Genomic DNA, 15751 nt, shown 5'->3' with positions numbered 1-15751 from the left:
GGGCGGACCGCGGCGTCCCTTTCACCAAGAACCGAGCCTGGCCTTTTTCTCACGGAGGCTGGGGAATATTCTGTTCAGGTGGCACCGTTGAGCGGCCACTGAAACCTTCGATGTGGAGAAGAACATGAGCGTTGACCAGCAGACCGAAATCGCGGACGGCATCATCCTCACCGAGGTCGCGGCCAAGAAGGTCACCGACCTCCTCGCCAACGAGCAGGAGGACGATCTGTCGCTGCGGATCTCTGTCGCTCCGGGCGGATGCTCCGGGTTGCGCTACCAGCTGGCTCTGGACGACCGCCAGCTCGAGGGCGACGTCGTGAAGGACTACTACGGCGTCAACGTGGTCACCGACCGCATGAGCGCCCCCTACCTCGCCGGCGCGACGATCGATTTCGTCGACACGATCGAGCAGCAGGGCTTCACGATCGACAACCCGAATGCGCAGGGTTCCTGCGCGTGCGGCGACAGCTTCCACTGATCAACACCCGGTCGGGTGGGCCGAACGCCCGCCCGGCCGAGAATCCCCAAAACCCAGAGCCGTCCGGCCGCCCACATGGGGCGCGACCGGGCGGCTGCTTAAGTTAGGGTGTCGCCCAGGAGTTCAGTGCCCCTTGCCGTGACCCCCATGCGGATCCGGTCGGTAGAGACGATGAAAGGGCGTGTCGTGGGTTTGAGACTACGGAAGCCGGGAGTGCGGGCCGCGCTCGTCGCTGCGGGAGCGGCGACGACCTTGGCCCTGACCGGCTGCAGCCAGGCGACGATGGAACAGTGGGGCCGGGCCGGCCTGCCCGAGGCGGCCAGCGATCGCGCCCCCTTCATCGGAAACCTCTGGGTCGGTGCGTGGATCGCCTCGATGACGGTCGGCGTCCTGGTGTGGGGCCTCATCTTCTGGTGCATCGGCCGCTACAAGCGCAAGCACCACAACGAGCTGCCGCGTCAGACCCGCTACAACGTCCCGCTCGAGTTCCTGTACACGCTGGTGCCGCTGATCATCGTCGGCGTTCTCTTCTTCTTCACGGTTCTCGCCCAGGATGGGGTGAACCGCAAGGTCGACAAGCCCGATCACACCGTTGAGGTGATCGGTCAGAAGTGGTCGTGGACCTTCAACTACATGGAGAGCGACAACCCGCGGGTCGGCGCCGTCGTCCACGAGGTCGGCACCCTCGAGAAGATCCCGGAGCTGGTGCTTCCCGTCAACCAGTCGGTGCGGTTCAACCTGCACTCGGCGGACGTCATCCACTCCTTCTGGATCCCCGACTTCTACTACAAGCTGGACGTCATCCCCGGCCGCGTGAACTCCTTCGACGTGACACCCACGAAGGAAGGCACCTTCCTCGGCAAGTGCGCCGAGTTGTGCGGCACCTACCATGCCGCGATGGTCTTCAACGTCCGGGTGGTCAGCGCCGCCGAGTACGACCAATACCTCGCGCAACTCAAGTCCAAGGGCGCGACGGGTGAGATCAAGGCCCCGTCGTTCCCCACCACCGGGCCGGTCCTGCCTAAGGAGCATGAAGGATGAGCACTGCAGCACGCGTAGAAGCGCCCGTTGTCGCGCGGGCGGAGCGCAAGACGGGGGTGGGCGCGCTGGCGATGCGCCTCCTCACCACCACCGACCACAAGCTGATCGGCCAGATGTACCTGTGGACGGCGTTGGCGTTCTTCGCCTTCGGTGGTCTGCTCGCGCTGGCGATCCGTGCCGAGCTGGCGTTCCCGGGGTTGCAGTACCTCAACTACGAGACCTTCAACCAGTTCTTCACGATGCACGGCACGATCATGCTGCTGATGTTCGCGACGCCCATGTTCTCGGCGTTCGCCAACGCGATCATGCCGATCCAGATCGGCGCGCCTGACGTCGCGTTCCCGCGGCTCAACGCGTTCGCCTACTGGCTGTTCCTGTTCGGCTCGCTGATGGCGTGTGCCGGCTTCCTCAGCCCCGAGGGCGCCGCCTCGTTCGGCTGGTTCGCCTACGTCCCGCTGTCGGACGCCATCAACAGCCCCGGCGTCGGCGGTGACCTGTGGCTGATGGGCCTCTACCTGCTGGGCCTGAGCTCGATCATGGGCGCGGTCAACTTCATCACCACGATCTTCACCATGCGCGTCCCCGGCATGACGATGTTCCGGATGCCCATCTTCGTGTGGAACATCCTGGTCACCTCGATGATGATCCTCGTCGCTTTCCCGGTGCTCGCCGCCGGCCTGATGGCGCTGGAGGCGGACCGCCGTCTGGGCATGCACATCTTCGACGCCGCGACCGGTGGTCCGATCCTGTGGCAGCACCTGTTCTGGTTCTTCGGTCACCCGGAGGTCTACATCATCGCCCTGCCGTTCTTCGGCATCGTGACGGAGATCCTTCCGGTGTTCAGCCGCAAGCCGGTCTTCGGCTACGTCGGCCTGGTCGCCGCGACGCTGGCCATCGGCGCCCTGTCGATCTCTGTGTGGGCGCACCACATGTTCGTGACCGGCGCGGTGAACCTGCCGTTCTTCTCGTTCATGACGTTCCTGATCGCGGTGCCGACGGGCGTGAAGTACTTCAACTGGATCGGGACGATGTGGGGCGGCTCAGTCAGACTCGACACACCGATGCTGTTCGTGATCGGCTTCCTCACCACGTTCCTCTTCGGTGGCCTCACCGGCATCATCCTGGCGTCGCCGCCGCTGGACTTCCAGGTGTCCGACTCGTACTTCGTCGTCGCGCACTTCCACTACGTGCTGTTCGGCACCGTCGTGTTCGCGATGTTCGCCGGCTTCTACTACTGGTGGCCGAAGTTCTACGGGCACATGCTCGACGAGAAGTGGGGCAAGGCGCACTTCTGGCTGGTGTTCGTCGGCTTCCACACGACCTTCCTGGTCCAGCACTGGCTGGGCGTCGAGGGCATGCAGCGCCGCATCGCGGACTACCTGCCCGGCGAAGGATTCACGCTGCTGAACCAGATCTCGACCGTCGGCGCCTTCATCCTGGGCATCTCGATGCTGCCGTTCCTGTGGAACGTCTGGATCAGCCGCAAGCACCCGAAGGTCACGGTGGACGATCCGTGGGGCTGGGGCCGCAGCCTCGAGTGGGCCACGTCCTGCCCGCCGCCTCGCCACAACTTCACCTCGATTCCGCGAGTGCGCTCCGAGTCGCCGGCCTTCGACCTGAACCACCCGGAGGCCGCCAGCGACGATGCCCGTGTCCCGGCTGTTCCCGGCCCGGCGGACACCTTGGGCCGCGCGCTGGACGATCGCGACGACAAGTCCGAGGAGGGCTGAGGCCATGAAGGTCGAATCCAAGCTGTTCATGTTCATGACGATCTTCTTCGCGGTCGTCACGGGGATCTACGTGATCGCCAGCATGATGTCCTACGGTCACGTGGAGCCCATCGGCACGACGGTGTTCGTCCTGACGCTGGCCATGGTCGGCATGATCTGGGGCTACCTGGCTGTCACGGGGCGCCACATCGACCCTCGCCCCGAGGACACCAAGCAGGGCGAGATCCCGCAGGGGGCCGGGGCGCTGGGCTTCTTCCCGCCGTCGAGCATCTGGCCGTTCTGGTGCGCGCTGACCGCGTCCGTGCTCCTCTTGGGCGTCGTCTTCGGCTGGTGGGTCACGCTGCTCGGTGCCCTCATGGGCGTCTGGGCCGTGTGCGGATGGTGCTACGAGTTCTACGTGGGGGACTACCGCCACTGAGCGCGAACTCTGACAGCGGGGTGGGATTCTTCGGAATCCCCACCCCGCTGCTTTGTGTCTCGCTTCGCCTCACAGGTCACCTGGCGCCAACCAGTGCGCTCGTGCTCGAACTCCGAGTGTCGCGGCGCGTTCTTGTCCTTCCAGCGCTGACGCGAGAATCTCCGCGACGTCGTGGCACCCAGGTCAGCGACCTGTTCAACACCCTCAGCCCCCGCAAACGAGACATCGCCCGCTTGATCGCCGACGGGCACTCCAACGCCGAGATCGCCGAAACCCTCACCATCGAACCCTCATCGGTTCGGCGCAACGTCAGCCGCATCCTGACCAAGCTCGATCTCCGAGACCGAGTACAGATCGCCGTCCTCTGGCACAAGGCCGGGCTGTAGAGAAGCACCCTGTCATGCCGCTGCCAGCACCGTGGGGTGGTCAACTCGCAGACCGTCGGTTTCGCGTTCATTCCTGGGGCGTCGTTGACGCGGGTGATCGGTTCGAGCTCCGCCAGAACCTTCGCGGGATCGTGCAGAGTGCTCCGCTTGGGTGTTCGTCCCTTCTCCGCCTCCCCGGCCAGGTCTGATCGCCCCGAGACGTCACAGGAGCCCTGCTCGATGGATGGGCACTGGCTCGCCCGCCTTGATGATCTGTTCCCGCAAGGCCGGCGACATCCTGGCCGGCATGTGGCACATCCTCACCCAGTGGGGGCGCGTCCCGCGAACGCTGGTGTGGGATCGGGAAGCCGCGATCGGCGGCACCGGCAAACCCTCGGCCGAGGCCGCCGCGTTCACCGGCACGCTGGGTGTCCGCCTCCACCTCGCCCCGCCCCGCGACCCGGAGTTCAAGGGCCTGGTCGAACGCCGCAACGGCTACCTCGAAACGTCCTTCCTGCCCGGCCGGGTCTTCACCAGCCCCGCCGACTTCAACACCCAGGTCACCGACTGGCTGGCCACCCACGCCAACCAGCGCCGTATCCGCGCCCTCGGGGCCAGCCCCACCGAACGCTGGACCACGGATCGGGCCGCGATGCTCGACCTGCCACCCTTGCCGCCCGTCGTGGGTCTGCACCACCGAGTCCGCCTCGCCCGCGACTACTACATCCGTGTCGACGGCAACGACTACTCCGCGGACCCGCGCGCGATCGGCCGGTTCGTGACCGCGACCACCACCGGCGACCAGGTCCGGATCCTGTGTGACGACGCCCTGGTCGGGCTCCACACCCGCTGCTGGGCGACGGGCCAGACGATCACCGACCCCGCCCACCAGCGCATCGCCCACGACCTGCGCCACGCCTACAACCAGCGCGCCCGCCACACCCCGACCACCCGCGCCCACGACGACGGACACGTCGTCGCGATCCGCGCCCTGCCCGACTACGACGCCCTGTTCGGCGTCGACTTCCACACCCACCAAGGAGCCTCATGACCAGCAAGACCACCGCCCCGAACACCCAGCCCACCACCACCACGGGCTTCACAGCGTCTACCAGTCAGGACGGGGAACGGATCGCCTCCCAGCTCGCCTTCCTCACCCGCGTGCTCAAGATGCCCACCATCGCCAAGACCTGGTCCGAGATCGCCGACCAGGCCCGCGACCTGGGCTGGTCCCACGAGCAATACCTCGCCGCCGTCCTCGAACGCCAAGCCGCCGACCGGGAAGCCGCCGGCACCATGATGCGGATCCGCACCGCCCACTTCCCAGCCATGAAGACCCTCGAGGACTTCAACTACGACCACCTCCCGTCCCTACGCCGCGACCTGCTCGCCCACCTCGCCACCTCCACCTACGTGTCGAAGGCCGAGAACGTGGTCCTGCTCGGGCCGCCCGGCATCGGCAAGACCCACCTCGCGATCGGCCTGGGGATCAAGGCCGCGCAAAACGGCCACAGCGTCCTGTTCGACACCGCCAGCGCCTGGATCAGCCGACTCCAGACCGCCCATCAGGCAGGGCAACTCGACGCCGAACTCAAGAAGATCAAGCGGTACCGCCTGGTCATCGTCGACGAGGTCGGCTACCTGCCCTTCGACGCCGACGCAGCCAACCTGTTCTTCCAACTCGTCGCGTCCCGCTACGAACAAGGCTCCATCATCGTCACCAGCAACCTGCCCTTCGGCCGCTGGGGCGAAACCTTCTCCGACGACGTCATCGCCGCCGCCATGATCGACCGCCTCGTCCACCACGCCGAAGTCCTCGCCCTCTCAGGCGAGTCCTACCGCACCCGCGCCCGCCGAGAACTCCTCACCAAAGACCGCAACAACTAGGGGCAGAGAAGAAGATGCGTGGCTGGGGGGCACCCCACCTCGCGCCAGGGCTCACCCATCAACACGTCAGCTGCTGCTGTACTATTCAGCACATGCTGACCATTGCTTCGCGTCTTGACGCCCTGAACCGCATCGGACGGGCCCTGGCTGACCCCACCAGAGCGCGCATCCTGTTGAGCCTGCTGGATGCGCCCTCGTATCCCGCCGAACTCGCCCAGAGTCTGGACCTGACCCGGTCGAACGTGTCGAACCATCTGGCCTGCCTGCGTGACTGCGGCATTGTCGTGGCCGAGATGCAGGGGCGCAAGGTCCGCTACAACATCGCCGATCATCACCTGCGCGACGCTCTCACTTCGCTGGTCGAGGTGACACTGGCCGTGAACGACACCGCACCCTGTCTCGATCCGGCCTGCAGCGATAGCGCCTGCCAGGAGGTCCGCTGATGTTGGCCACCATGATCCAGGCCGTCGGCCTGTTCGTCGCGACCAACATCGACGACGTCATCGTGTTGTCGCTGTTCTTCGCTCGTGGCGCTGGCCGCGCAGGAACCACGCGACGCATCGTCGTGGGTCAGTACCTGGGATTCCTGGGCATCCTTGGCGCGGCTCTCCTGACTACTTGGGGCGCGAGCCTGGCCCTGCCGGAATCCGCCATCCCCTACTTCGGTCTGATCCCCCTGCTCTTGGGGCTTCGCGCCGCGTGGGAGGCATGGCAGGGCGAGGACGATGACGAGCTCGATGACCGCAAGAAGGTCGCGCCGTTGACCGTCGCGGCTGTGACCTTCGCCAATGGCGGGGACAACATCGGTGTCTACGTCCCCGTCTTCCTCAGTGTCAGTCCAGCCAGCATCCTGACCTACAGCGCAGTCTTCCTGCTGTTCGTCGCAGTCCTCGTGGCCATTGCGAAGTTCGTGGCCACCCGGCCGGGCATCGACGAGTCCCTCGAGAAGTCCGAACACATCCTGTTCCCACTCGTCCTGATCATCTTGGGCGTCGTGATCCTTGTCCAAGGAGGCGCTTTTGGCCTGTGATCTCAGTCGGACGGCGCCCGGTCCTGCTCAGTTTTCAGGCGTCGATTCCTGCTCACTTTTCGGCCGTCGTTGACATGAGCAGGTGGGGAGAAGCGGACCCTTCGGTCGGGATCGTGGATACGCGGCGAATGAACGCTGCGGGACGGCAAGCGGTGGCTCGGGCGAGGCGGCGCGGGTTGCTCGTGCGGATCCTTCCCAGCATCTGGGTGGCGCCGACGGGCACCGAACGGCTCGAGGTTCTCGCCCAGGCTCTGGCGGCGGCGTATCCGGACGCCGTCATCACCGGGCGGGCAGCTGCCCGCCTGACCTGGTGGCCGGAACTGTCCGCCCACGTGCTCACCGCGGCACGGCCGCTGCGCCCACCCCCGGCCCCGCGGTTCAGCTTCGGGGAGCGGCGCGTCGACCCGAACCATGTCATCGAGTACGGCGGGCTCCGGATCACGGACGTGGCGATGACCGTGCTCGACCTGATCCCCGAACTCGGGGGCGCCGCGATCGACGAGGCACTGCGGCGCCGTGTGGTGACACTGGAGGAACTCTGGACGGCGTTGGCCGCTACCCCCGGGCGCCGGGGGAACCGGCGCCGCCGAGCCCTGCTGCACGACTCGCGCGACCAGCCCTGGTCTGAGGCTGAGCGAGCCCTGCATCAGGTGCTGCGTCCGCTTCGCCTGCCGTGCCGCTGGTACAGCAACTTCCGGGTGCCGTTCGATGCCGAGGAGCGGTCGAGCGTGACGTCCGGGGTGTACTACCTGGATGCCGGGCTCCCGGATCTGCTGCTGGACATCGAGGTCGACGGCCACGAGTTTCACGCGACGAAGGCGGCGTTCAACGCCGACCGGCTACGCGACACGCGCCTGGCCGCTCAGGGCTGGCAGGTGGTGCGTCTGGCCGCGGTTCACCTGCTGACAGAACCGGAAAAAGTGCGTGCCCGAATCGAATCGATCGTGCGGCACCGTCTTGCTCTGTTTCGAGACGCTCACCGGCCGCCAGTCCCAAGCGTGATGCGGCGGTGAGCGCGCGGACGGATGCCTGGGCCGAAAACCTTCTCTGCCTGCCCGTCCTCAGCGGGCTGGCGTGGGCCCAGCCGCAGGCCGAACCCGTCCAGGTGCGCGCTGCCGACGTTGAGCACGGCGCGGGTGCGCGGCGGCTTGCGGTGGTGGGAAGGTCCGCAAGCCCCGATTCGGGAGCGTTTGCGGAAGCCCCTACCAGCTCACGTGGAGGGGGCGTCCCTCTTCGTAGCCGGACCGGGACTGCACACCCACGCAGGCCCGCGCGTGGAAGTCCGCCAACCTGCGGGCACCCGCGTAGGTGCAGGACGAGCGCACACCGGTGACGATGAAGTCGATGAGGTCCTCGACGCCGGGACGCTGCGGGTCGAGGTACATCTTCGACGCAGAGATGCCCTCCTCGAACAGGGCGGCGCGCGCCCGGTCGAAGAACGACTGCTCTCGGGTGCGCGACCTCACTGCTCGCGCCGAGGCCATGCCGAACGACTCCTTGTAGCGGCGACCGTCGGCGTCCGTCATGAGGGTGCCGGTGGACTCATGCGTCCCCGCGAACCACGACCCGACCATGACCGCGCCCGCGCCCGCAGCGAGGGCCAGGGCGACGTCGCGAGGGTGCCGGACGCCCCCGTCGGCCCAAATGGCCTTATCGAGGTCATGAGCCGCTTCGGCGCAGTCAAGCACCGCAGAGAACTGGGGACGCCCGACGCCGGTCTGCATGCGGGTGGTGCACATGGCGCCGGGGCCGACCCCGACCTTGACGATGTCCGCACCGGACTCGATGAGGTCGACGGTTCCTTCGGCCGTGACGACGTTCCCGGCGACGATGAGGACGCGGCGACCGGTCTTCTCGGCGTGAGCGTCCCGAACGGCGGAGACGAGCTGCAGGGACTCCAGCATGCGGTCCTGATGGCCGTGCGCCGTGTCCATCACCAGGACGTCCGTGCCGGCCTCGAGGACGGCCTCAGCGCGTTCCTCGACGTTGCCGCTGATCCCGACGGCGGTGCCGACCCGGAGGCGGCCGTCTGCGTCCAACGCGGGGGAGTAGATGGCGGAGCGCATCGCTCCGGTGCGGGTGAGGACGCCGACGAGAGTGCCGTCGTCGCGCACCGCCGCCGCGTATTTCTGTCGCCGCTCGGTCAGCCGGTCGAAGACGGTGACGGGCTCGGCGTCGGCGGGGACCTCGACGGCGTCCGTGCGCATCATCTCGTGCACCTGCACGAACCGATCGAGGCCTTCGAGGTCGGCCTCGGCGATGTACCCGAGCATCGCGCCGTCTTCGAGGACGACGGCCATGCCATGGGACCGCTTGGGGATCAGCGCGAGGGCCTCCCCGACCGTGGTCTCGGGGCTGACGTGGACGGGGGACTCGAAGACGGTGTGAGCGTTCTTCACCCGGGCGATCGACTTCGCGACGATCGCGGGCGGGACGTCTTGGGGGAAGATCGCGATGCCGCCGCGTCGCGCCACGGTCTCGGCCATGCGGCGGCCGGAGACGGCGGTCATGTTGGCCACGATGAGCGGCAGGGGGAGCGCGAGACCGTCGGTGCTGGTGAGGTCGACGTCCATGCGGCTGCGGACGCTGGATCGCGTCGGGGACATGAAGACGTCATCGTACGTGAGGTCGTAGTCGGGCTTAGAGGTCGTGAAGCGCACCAGCGAATCTTACCCCGGAGGCAAGGAAAGGGCCGATGCGCGCTGCGCATCGGCCCTTTCCGCTCGCTGGTCAGCGGTGAGCGTCGGTCTCCAGTTGGTCGTCGAGGATGTCGGCCTTGGTCCCGGACTCGATGTCGGTCGGCTCGGCGGGCCCGTCGTGGTGGTGGGCCGCCTCGAGCGCCGCACGCGACGGCTTGGCCACGTCGCTGGAGAAGTACCACCGCGAAAGGCGGGCACGCAGCTTGGGCCACTTGATCGGCTGGCCGTCGGCGTCCACGGTCTCCACCTCGGCCGCCGGCTCGAACTGCCGCTGCTGGGTGATCGTCCACGCCTCGTCCTGGCTGATCGGCGTGTGCGCCTCGGAGTAGCCCCCGATGAGGGAGCGGTCGATGACGCCGGACTCGCCGCCGTGCAGGAGCCGTTCGCGGTCCTTGCGCTGCAGGCCGAGGCAGATGCGCTTCGTGACGATGAACGCGATGATGGGCGCGACGAACACGGCGACCCGCATGAAGTACGTGACCGCGTTGAGCGACACCTTGAAGTGCGTGGCGAGGATGTCGTTGCCGCCGGCGATCCAGAACATCGCGTAGCAGGTCATGCCGGCGACGCCGAGGGCCGTGCGGGTCGGGACGTCACGGGGACGGTCGAGCAGGTGATGCTCCGAGTTGTCGCGGGTGATCCACCGCTCGATGAAGGGATACAGCCCCAGCACCGTGAACAGCAGGCCCATCAGCAGGACGCTCGGCACGAACACGTTCCACGACCAGGTGGTGCCGCCCCAGTGGGACTCCCAGCCCGGCATGATGCGGACGGCACCCTCGACCCAGCCCATGTACCAGTCGGGCTGCGAGCCGGCCGTCACCTGAGCCGGGTTGTACGGGCCGAAGACCCACACCGGGTTGATCGTCATGAGGGCGCCCATGAGGATGAGCACGCCGAAGACGATGAAGAAGAAGCCGCCGGCCTTCGCCATGTAGACGGGGAAGAGCGGGTAGCCGACCACGTTTTTGTCGGTGCGGCCGGGGCCGGGGAACTGGGTGTGCTTGTGGTAGACGAGCAACGTCATGTGAGCCGCGATGAGCGCCAATAGGATGCCCGGGATCAGCAGGATGTGCACCATGTACAGGCGCGAGATCAGGATGCTGCCGGGGAACTCACCGCCGAACACGAAGAACTCCGCCCAGGTGCCGATCAGCGGGATCGACCGGATCAGGCCGTCCACGAACCGCAGACCGGTACCGGAGAGCAGATCGTCAGGAAGGGAGTAGCCGGAGAATCCTGCGATCAGCGACAGAGCCATGAGGCCGACGCCGATGAGCCAGTTGAGCTCGCGCGGCTTGCGGAACGCGCCCGTGAAGAACACGCGGAGCATGTGCGCGGTGAGCGCGGCCACGAACAGGATGGCGGCCCAGTGGTGGATCTGCCGGACGAGCAGGCCACCGCGGATGTCGAACGAGATGCGAAGGGCGGACTCGAACGCCTCGGACATCGGCAGGCCGCGCATCAGCTGGTAGGTGCCGGTGTACTCGACCTCGGCCATCGACGGCTTGAACCAGATCGTCAGGAAGACGCCGGTCAGCAACAGCACGATGAAGCTGTACAGGGCGATTTCGCCGAGCAGGAACGACCAGTGATCGGGGAAGACCTTCCTCAGGCCGAACTTGACGATCTTGCCGACACCGACGCGCTCGTCCAGCCAGGCGGGGAAGCCGCTGAACTGGCGGAAGCCGGGCTCCTCAGGGGGCGTGCTCGGGACGTCGTACTCCGACGTCGTCGAGATCTTGGCAGGCCTCGCCATTACCGGTCACCGTCCTTGTAGTCGTTGCGCGAATCGCGCTCGAAGTAGCTGGGCGCCACGGGGACCGTGAAGCCGCTGCGCGCGATGAGGTAGCCCTCGCTGTCCGTGGTGATGGGCAACTGCGGCAGCGAGCGGGCGGCCGGCCCGAAGACGACGACACCCGAGTTACCGAGATCGAACGTCGACTGGTGGCAGGGGCACAGCAGGTGGTGCGTCTGCTGCTCCCACAGCGAGATGGGGCAGCCGACGTGCGTGCAGATCTTGCTGTAGGCCAGGATGCCGCCGACCTGCCAGTCCTTGCGCGAGTCGGGGATCTTGATGGTGTGCGGGTCCATGCGGACGATGACGATCGCGGACTTGGCCTTCTCGACGAGCTGCTCGTGGCTGTGCAGATCCTTGAGGTTCTCGGGCTCGGCGTTGACCAGCTGGCCGATCTCGAGGTCGGAGGCCTTCAGCGGACGGTAGGTCACGTCGTTGACCAGGCGGACGCCCTCGGCCCAGATCGTGCGCTCGATGGTCTCCCGGCGGACGGCCTTGACGGGCCAGGGGCCCATGTCGGCGAAGAGCACGATGGCGGGGACCGCGACGATGCCGAGCGCGCCTCCCAGCCCGCCGAGGAGGAGCTTGCGGCGTCCGACGTTCGACTCGGAGACGCCCGCGTTCACCATGGCGAGGGCGTCCTTGCGGTCCGCCGGGTCGGTGCCCGCGGGGTGGCGCTCCTCGGAGATCTCGTGGTCGCCCATGATGTCGCGGGCCCACGTGACGGCCGCGACGCCGATGAGCAACACCGCGAGCCCTCCCGTCAGGCCGAACAGCAGCGTCTGCGCCTTGAAGTCGGTGCCGAGCAGGCTGATGGCGGCGTCCTTCGGAACAGCGAAGTACACGACCACGAAGAGGATCGCGAGGATCGGCACCAGCGCGAACATCGTGATGACCTTGCGGTAGGCACGGTCACCGGCGGCCTTGTTCACGTCGGTGTAGCGCTCGACGTGCGGCTCGATGCCGGGGTTCTCGACGGGGTATTGGTCCCAGGCCTCGTCGTCGTCGGATTGCTCCGAGCGAGCCGGGGTCAGGTCGTTGTTGCGGGTGCTACTCATCGGGCGCGGGCTCCTCGGGATGCGATCCAGACGGCGAACAGGGACAGGCCACCGATACCGATGATCCAGCCGAACAGACCCTCGCTCACCGGGCCGATGCTGCCCAGGCTGAAGCCGGCGGACGGTTGCTTCTCAAGGTTCTTGAGGTAGCCGATGATGGACGCCACGTCGTGGTCGGGGATGGCCCCGGCGCTGAAGACCGGCATCTGCTGGGGGCCGGTGCGCATGGCCTCGTAGATGTGCAGCGGCTCGACGCCGTGCAGAGAGGGGGCGTACTTGCCCTCGGGAAGGGCGCCGCCGATGCCGGAGGCGTTGTGGCAGGCGGAGCAGTTCGTGCGGAACAGCTCGCCGCCGCGGGCGAGGTCTTCGTCGGTCAGCTTCGAGTAGTCGTACGCGGACGAGTTCGGGATGGACGGGCCGGGCCCGAGCGTGGCGACGTAGGCCGACAAGGCCGCGATCTCCTCGGCCGTGTAGGTGTTGACGCGGCGCGGCGCCTGGGCACCCGGGTGCGCCATCGGCATCCGTCCCGTGCTCATCTGGAAGTCGACGGCGGCGGCGCCGACGCCCACCAGGGACGGGCCCTGCTTGGTGCCCTCACCGTTGAGCCCGTGGCACGAGGAGCAGGTGACGGCGAACAGATTCTTGCCGGCGGCCACCTGGCCGGACGTGCCGGCGTCCGCGGAAACCTGCGGGGCGGGGCTTACTGCGACGTAGAAGGCGCCCATCACGAGGAGAGCGAAGGCGAGCAACAGCGGCTTAGCCGCTCGATGCCGCCGCCGGGTCGTCAGGAATCTCATGAACTCCCTTTCTAACGTGGGGCGCGGACTAACGGATGATGTAGATCACGAAGAACAGCACGATCCAGACCACGTCCACGAAATGCCAGTAGTACGAGGTCACGATGGCGTGCACCGCCTGCTCGTGGGTGAAACGGCGCGTGATGTAGGTGCGCCCGAGCATGAGGAGGAAAGCGACGAGGCCGCCGAGGACGTGGAGGCCGTGGAAACCGGTGGCGATGAAGAACGCTGACGTGTACGCGTTGGCCGAGGGGACGAAGCCCTCCGAGGCGAGGTTCGCGTACTCGATCGCCTGTCCGGCGATGAAGATCGAGCCCATGACGAACGTCAGCGTGTACCACTCGCGCAGGCCCCACTTGCCGACGTTGAACAGCGAGCCGGAGCGGCCGACGCGGCCGTGCTCCGCGGCGTGGACGCCGAGCTGGCAGGTGACAGAGCTGAGCACCAGGATCGTGGTGTTGATGATGGAGAACCACGGGGCACTGATGCCGAACGCCTCGGTCAGGAAGTGCGAGGTTCCCCAGTCCCACATCGTCTGCTCGCCCGGACCGGCCATGGCCGTGGTGACGTTGCGCAACGAGAAGTACGCCGCGAAGAGCGCCGCGAAGAACATCAACTCGCTCGCCAGCCAGACGATCGTGCCGACCGCCAGCATGTCGGGCTTGCCCTTGACCCCGTGCAATCGGACTGGGGCGATGGGGTGAATCGCGCCGCTGGCGGTCGCAGGGACCTCGCTCAGCTTCTCTGTATGTGCCACGCGGTCATTATTACTTGTCGGACACGTTGTGGCCACCTCAAAGCGCGTGGACGGCCAAAAATGACCCTCGCCTCTGCAGGGCGTGCCACCCGAAAGGATCGGTCCCCGTGGTCGTGCCAGCGCCGGGCTGCCCGCGCCGTTAGGATGCCGAGGAGAGTTCACGACTTCACAGGACGGCTCATGAGCGAACAGACAATGCGAGACAAGGCCACCGTCTTGCTCTACTCCGACGATCGCGGCCTGCGCGAGCAGGTGCGGCTGGCGCTGGGCAAGCGGGTCGCCCGTGACCTGCCCGAGGTGCAGGTCGTCGAGTGTGCGACGCCCGAGGCGGCCATCAAAGCGCTGGACGCCGGTGGCATCGACCTGGCGATCTTCGACGGGGAGGCGACGCCGCTCGGGGGCATGGGCCTGGCTCGGCAGGTGAAGGACGAGGTCCTCGACCCGCCCCCGATCCTGCTGCTCATCGCCCGGGTCGCCGACGCCTGGCTGGCGACGTGGTCGCGTGCCGAGGCCGTCGTGCCTTACCCCGTCGACCCCGTGCGGCTGCCGGACGCCGCGGCGGATCTGTTGCGACGGCGGTTCGCGGACACCGCGCCGGCGCTGTGAGCGCCCTGACCTGGCCGGACGTCCTCACCTCCATCCTGGAGGGGCACGATCTCGACAAGGCGTCCGCGGAATGGGCGATGAACGAGGTGCTCTCGGGCAACGCGACGCCCGTCCAGATCGCGGGTTTCATGGTCGCGCTGCGCGGCAAGGGTGAGACGGTCGAGGAGATCTCCGGTCTCGCGGACGCGATGCTCGCCAACGCGCTCCCCATCGACCTGCCCACGGACGCGGTGGACATCGTGGGGTCCGGCGGGGACCGAGCCAACACCGTCAACATCTCGACGATGGCCGCCATCGTGGCGGCCGCCGCGGGCGCACGCATCGTCAAGCACGGCAACCGGGCTGCGTCCTCTGCCTGTGGCACCGCGGACGTCCTGGAGGAGCTCGGCATCGTGCTCGACCTGCCCGCGGAGCGGCAGCGAGAGGTGTTCGAGGCCACCGGCATCGTGTTCCTCTTCGCGTCGCACTACCACCCGTCCCTGAGGCACGCGGCGGTTCCCCGGCGTGAGCTGGCGATCTCCACCACGTTCAACTTCCTTGGCCCGCTCGCCAACCCGGCTCGTCCGGACGCCCAAGCGGTCGGCGTCGCCGACGCCCGGATGGCGGAGTTGATGGCCGGCGTGCTGGCCAGGCGGGGCAACCGGGGCCTCGTCTTCCACGGCACCGACGGGCTCGACGAGCTGACGACGACGTCGTCCAGCGACGTCTGGATGCTGGGGCAGGGGCGCAGCCTGCCGACCTCGCTCGACCCCCGCGACCTGGGCATCGCGCGCACGGACCGCGCATCGCTGGTCGGCGCCGGTCCGGCGCACAACGCCGGGGTACTGCGCGAGACGTACGCCGGCAAGGTGGGCCCGGTGCGCGACATCGTGCTGGTCAACGCCGCCGCCGCGCTGCTGGCCTACGACGGCCCGGCGCTCGACGAGCCGCTGGTGCCGCAGATGCAGGCCCGGCTCGACCGGGTGGCCCAGGCCATCGACTCGGGCGCGGCCGCCGCGCTGGTCGACCGCTGGATCGCGCTGACCCAGGAGCTGGCCGCGCGCTGACGCGCCGACCGTGGACGCCTCGGGCCGACGCTCGGGGCGTC

General features: G+C 67.5%; 17 protein-coding genes. 12 read left to right on the top strand and 5 right to left on the bottom strand.

All coding sequences use genetic code 11. The annotated features are described in order from the left end of the window. Window positions 1–124: 124 nt before the first annotated feature. The 10 genes from BN1187_RS11405 (at window position 125) to BN1187_RS11360 (ending at window position 7962) form a co-directional block, all read left to right on the top strand. Window positions 125–478: a HesB/IscA family protein gene (locus tag BN1187_RS11405; protein WP_040163122.1), complete on the top strand. Its 354-nt coding sequence runs from the start codon at window positions 125–127 to the stop codon at window positions 476–478. A gap of 186 nt (window positions 479–664) precedes the next feature. Further along, a complete protein-coding gene (gene ctaC / locus BN1187_RS11400; RefSeq protein WP_452436156.1) occupies window positions 665–1519 on the top strand; it encodes an aa3-type cytochrome oxidase subunit II in 855 nt (284 codons plus the stop codon). Continuing rightward, window positions 1516–3249 (top strand): aa3-type cytochrome oxidase subunit I, encoded by a 1734-nt coding sequence (gene ctaD / locus BN1187_RS11395; RefSeq protein ID WP_040161817.1) that lies wholly within the window; start codon window positions 1516–1518, stop codon window positions 3247–3249. Before ctaC ends, ctaD begins: the two co-directional genes overlap by 4 nt. Before the next feature lie 4 nt (window positions 3250–3253). Next, window positions 3254–3667 (top strand): cytochrome c oxidase subunit 4, encoded by a 414-nt coding sequence (locus BN1187_RS11390; protein WP_040161815.1) that lies wholly within the window; start codon window positions 3254–3256, stop codon window positions 3665–3667. A gap of 101 nt (window positions 3668–3768) precedes the next feature. Beyond that, window positions 3769–4053: a response regulator transcription factor gene (locus tag BN1187_RS11385; protein WP_218184643.1), complete on the top strand. Its 285-nt coding sequence runs from the start codon at window positions 3769–3771 to the stop codon at window positions 4051–4053. Between the two features lie 223 nt (window positions 4054–4276). Then, window positions 4277–5083 carry a Mu transposase domain-containing protein gene (locus tag BN1187_RS11380; RefSeq protein ID WP_082034667.1) on the top strand — a complete coding sequence of 269 codons (807 nt, stop codon included), beginning with the start codon at window positions 4277–4279 and terminating at the stop codon, window positions 5081–5083. Then, complete coding sequence (istB, locus tag BN1187_RS11375; protein WP_040161810.1) at window positions 5080–5919, top strand: IS21-like element helper ATPase IstB; 840 nt, start codon at window positions 5080–5082, stop codon at window positions 5917–5919. The genes BN1187_RS11380 and istB overlap by 4 nt, the downstream gene beginning before the upstream one ends. A gap of 92 nt (window positions 5920–6011) precedes the next feature. Next, on the top strand, window positions 6012–6362 hold the full coding sequence (gene cmtR / locus BN1187_RS11370) for a Cd(II)/Pb(II)-sensing metalloregulatory transcriptional regulator CmtR (RefSeq protein ID WP_040161808.1): 351 nt from the start codon (window positions 6012–6014) through the stop codon (window positions 6360–6362). Then, entirely contained in the window at window positions 6362–6949 is a 588-nt protein-coding gene (locus BN1187_RS11365; RefSeq protein ID WP_390620221.1) for a cadmium resistance transporter, read from the top strand. Before cmtR ends, BN1187_RS11365 begins: the two co-directional genes overlap by 1 nt. 182 nt (window positions 6950–7131) lie before the next feature. Beyond that, the gene (locus tag BN1187_RS11360; RefSeq protein ID WP_235750699.1) at window positions 7132–7962 is read left to right on the top strand and encodes an endonuclease domain-containing protein; all 831 of its coding nucleotides are present in this window, start codon (window positions 7132–7134) and stop codon (window positions 7960–7962) included. 189 nt (window positions 7963–8151) lie between these two features. Here the strand turns inward: BN1187_RS11360 and BN1187_RS11355 are convergent, their stop codons facing one another. The 5 genes from BN1187_RS11355 to ctaE form a co-directional block, all read right to left on the bottom strand. Further along, entirely contained in the window at window positions 8152–9609 is a 1458-nt protein-coding gene (locus BN1187_RS11355) for a GuaB1 family IMP dehydrogenase-related protein (RefSeq protein WP_040161797.1), read from the bottom strand. Between the two features lie 70 nt (window positions 9610–9679). Beyond that, window positions 9680–11407, bottom strand: coding sequence for a cytochrome bc1 complex cytochrome b subunit (qcrB, locus tag BN1187_RS11350; RefSeq protein WP_040161794.1), 1728 nt, complete (start codon window positions 11405–11407; stop codon window positions 9680–9682). Continuing rightward, a complete protein-coding gene (gene qcrA / locus BN1187_RS11345; protein ID WP_082034666.1) occupies window positions 11407–12504 on the bottom strand; it encodes a cytochrome bc1 complex Rieske iron-sulfur subunit in 1098 nt (365 codons plus the stop codon). Before qcrA ends, qcrB begins: the two co-directional genes overlap by 1 nt. Further along, window positions 12501–13301, bottom strand: coding sequence for a cytochrome bc1 complex diheme cytochrome c subunit (gene qcrC, locus BN1187_RS11340; protein WP_040161793.1), 801 nt, complete (start codon window positions 13299–13301; stop codon window positions 12501–12503). The genes qcrA and qcrC overlap by 4 nt, the downstream gene beginning before the upstream one ends. A 28-nt stretch (window positions 13302–13329) precedes the next feature. Further along, a complete protein-coding gene (gene ctaE / locus BN1187_RS11335; RefSeq protein WP_452436151.1) occupies window positions 13330–14058 on the bottom strand; it encodes an aa3-type cytochrome oxidase subunit III in 729 nt (242 codons plus the stop codon). A gap of 180 nt (window positions 14059–14238) precedes the next feature. Here ctaE and BN1187_RS11330 point away from each other — a divergent pair, with 180 nt between their 5' ends. Continuing rightward, a complete protein-coding gene (locus tag BN1187_RS11330) occupies window positions 14239–14664 on the top strand; it encodes a DNA-binding transcriptional response regulator (RefSeq protein WP_218184642.1) in 426 nt (141 codons plus the stop codon). Further along, window positions 14661–15710, top strand: coding sequence for an anthranilate phosphoribosyltransferase (trpD, locus tag BN1187_RS11325; RefSeq protein ID WP_040161788.1), 1050 nt, complete (start codon window positions 14661–14663; stop codon window positions 15708–15710). The genes BN1187_RS11330 and trpD overlap by 4 nt, the downstream gene beginning before the upstream one ends. Window positions 15711–15751: the final 41 nt, after the last annotated feature.

It is taken from the genome of Nigerium massiliense, assembly GCF_000826085.1.
Lineage (GTDB): Bacteria > Actinomycetota > Actinomycetes > Propionibacteriales > Propionibacteriaceae > Propioniciclava > Propioniciclava massiliense.
This window is presented reverse-complemented; position numbering and strand designations above follow the sequence as displayed.